Origin of the sequence: Clostridium sp. OF09-36 (assembly GCF_003481985.1) — a bacterium.
Taxonomy (GTDB): Bacteria; Bacillota; Clostridia; order Lachnospirales; family Lachnospiraceae; genus Brotaphodocola.
The window spans coordinates 1-2,189 of record NZ_QUMD01000069.1 but is presented as its reverse complement, the minus strand read 5'-3'; the positions used below and the strand labels follow the sequence as shown (position 1 = coordinate 2,189).

The 2,189-nt window shown below is 49.6% G+C and carries 4 protein-coding genes; 3 read left to right on the top strand and 1 reads right to left on the bottom strand.

Going from position 1 to position 2,189, the window contains the following annotated elements:
- Positions 1-629: virulence-associated E family protein (locus DXA97_RS19620; protein ID WP_243107787.1), on the top strand; the 629-nt coding region annotated here is incomplete at its 5' end.
- Positions 630-657: 28 nt separating this feature from the next.
- On the opposite strand, the gene DXA97_RS22525 is transcribed toward DXA97_RS19620, so the two are convergent.
- Entirely contained in the window at positions 658-897 is a 240-nt protein-coding gene (locus tag DXA97_RS22525) for a hypothetical protein (RefSeq protein ID WP_021682886.1), read from the bottom strand.
- Here DXA97_RS22525 and DXA97_RS19610 point away from each other — a divergent pair.
- Together DXA97_RS19610 and DXA97_RS19605 are read left to right on the top strand one after the other, a co-directional pair.
- A complete protein-coding gene (locus DXA97_RS19610; protein ID WP_004612761.1) occupies positions 871-1,068 on the top strand; it encodes a hypothetical protein in 198 nt (65 codons plus the stop codon). The genes DXA97_RS22525 and DXA97_RS19610 overlap by 27 nt on opposite strands.
- Positions 1,069-2,189 (top strand): recombinase family protein (locus tag DXA97_RS19605; protein ID WP_118721450.1); only part of this gene is annotated, 1,121 nt, incomplete at its 3' end.

Here is a 2,189-nt window from a genome sequence, read left to right as displayed (position 1 = left end):
AGAAAGAGGTCTACAAGATACCCTATGAAACCCACCCGGCAGACCGCCCCCGTCAGTGCGTGTTTGGCGGCACTTCCAATGCCCTTGACTTCCTGCCCCTTGACCGTTCCGGCAACCGCCGCTTTATCCCGGTCATGGTGTACCCGGAGCAAGCTGAGGTTCACATTTTGGAGGACGAAACTGCTTCCAGAGCCTATATCGAGCAGATGTGGGCAGAAGCAATGGAGATTTACCGAAGCGGCAGGTTCAAGCTGGCTTTCAGCCCCGCCATGCAGCGGTATCTCAAAGAACACCAGCGGGATTTTATGCCGGAGGACACCAAAGCCGGAATGATACAGGCGTATCTTGATAAGTACACCGGGAGCATGGTCTGTTCCAAGCAGCTCTACAAGGAAGCCTTGAACCATGCCTTTGACGAACCGAAGCAATGGGAAATCCGGGAAATCAACGAGATTATGAACCAGTGCATTTCCGGCTGGCGGTACTTCCCGAACCCAAGAATGTTTTCAGAATATGGCAGACAAAAGGGCTGGGAGCGTGAAAACCCGGCAACGGACTCCGGCAACCCGTCTGAAAAAACGATGGATGGTTTTGTGGAGGTCACAGAACAGATGGAGCTTCCATTCTGAAAATGACAGCCCGTTGCACCCTCTGTTGCTATCCCGTTGCCGAGCCGGTTGCCGGGGAAAACCCCTTATTTCCGGGCTTTTCTCCCTTATAACAACCAAAACAACAGAAAAATAAAAGAAAAGTATAAATAGTAACCATCGCCAGATTGAGATTGTTTGCAAGGTCTTTTGAAGCCCGTTGCCGGACTTCGTTGCCGACACCCTCTGTCTGGCTATTTTCATGTATGGAGGATAACTGCCTATGGCAAAAAACAAAACAGAGATTCATGTGACCACTGTATTTGACGGGGAGCTGGACGCAACCGATGTGTTCGTCAGCCTGATTTCCCAGAAATACGGAAAGACAAATACGAAAGAATATCTTGCTAAAAAGAAAGATTTGAAGTATAATGAAGATGAGGTTCAAAAGAGCCAGATACCGTCTGGATTGTGTGGGTAAATGGCTATGATGAATGAAATGGAATACAGAACAATAGGTTCGGCACTTGCCAGGGGTTATCGTGCAGCGGTCTATTGCAGACTGTCAAAGGACGATGACCTGCAAGGCGAAAGTGCCAGTATCGCAAACCAGCGTGATATGCTGGAAAAATACTGCGAAAAGCAGGGATGGGAGGTTGTGGCAGTCTATCAGGACGATGGCTTCACAGGTCTTAATATGGAGCGTCCTGATTTACAGAGAATGTTGAGAGCCATTGAGCGCAGGCAAATCAACCTTGTCATCACGAAAGACCTCAGCCGACTGGGGCGTAACTATCTGCAAACCGGGCATTTGATTGAGGACTTTTTCCCAAGAAACGGTGTCCGCTATATTGCCATGAATGACGGTATCGACACCCTGCGGGATAACAACGACATCGCCCCGTTCAAGAATATCCTGAACGAGATGTACAGTAAGGATATTTCCAAGAAAGTCCATTCCTCTTATCTTCTGAAAGCGCAGAAAGGACAGTTTACCGGGTGTCTTGCCCCGTTTGGGTATCGGAAAGACCCGGAGGACAAAAACCATCTGCTCATTGACGAGGAAACCGCCCCGATTGTGCGGCTGATTTTCGGATATGCCCTAAACGGTCATGGTCCGAACTATATCCGCAGACGGCTGGAGGAAGAAAAAATCCCCTGCCCCACATGGTGGAACCGGGAACGGGGGCTTCGCAATACCCGTACCAAATGGGAAAAGAAAGACCCGGAAAATGGGCGGTATATGTGGGACTTCTCCGTTATCAAAGACCTTTTGATGAATCCCGTCTACACTGGGGCGATTGCTTCCCAGAAAAAGGACTACCGTTTCAAAATCGGCACGATTGGTGAAAAGAAGCCGGAGGACTGGATTGTGGTGGAGGGGCAGCATGAACCGCTGATTGACCGCATGAGCTTTGACATTGTGCAGAATAAGCTGAAATCCCGCCAGCGTCCGGGGCAGACCAATGAAATCAGCCTGTTTGCCGGACTGATAAAATGCGGCGAGTGTGGGAAGTCGCTGACGGTACGCTACACAAACGCAAAACATCCCCAGCAGATTTATTCCTGCAAGACCTACAATGCCTTTGGAAAGAACCACTG

Excerpts from the sequence above, each read along its gene's own strand:
- DXA97_RS22525 (WP_021682886.1), bottom strand. The coding sequence starts at position 897 with ATGAATCTCTGTTTTGTTTTTTGCCATAGGCAGTTATCCTCCATACAT.
- DXA97_RS19610 (WP_004612761.1), top strand. The coding sequence starts at position 871 with ATGGCAAAAAACAAAACAGAGATTCATGTGACCACTGTATTTGACGGG.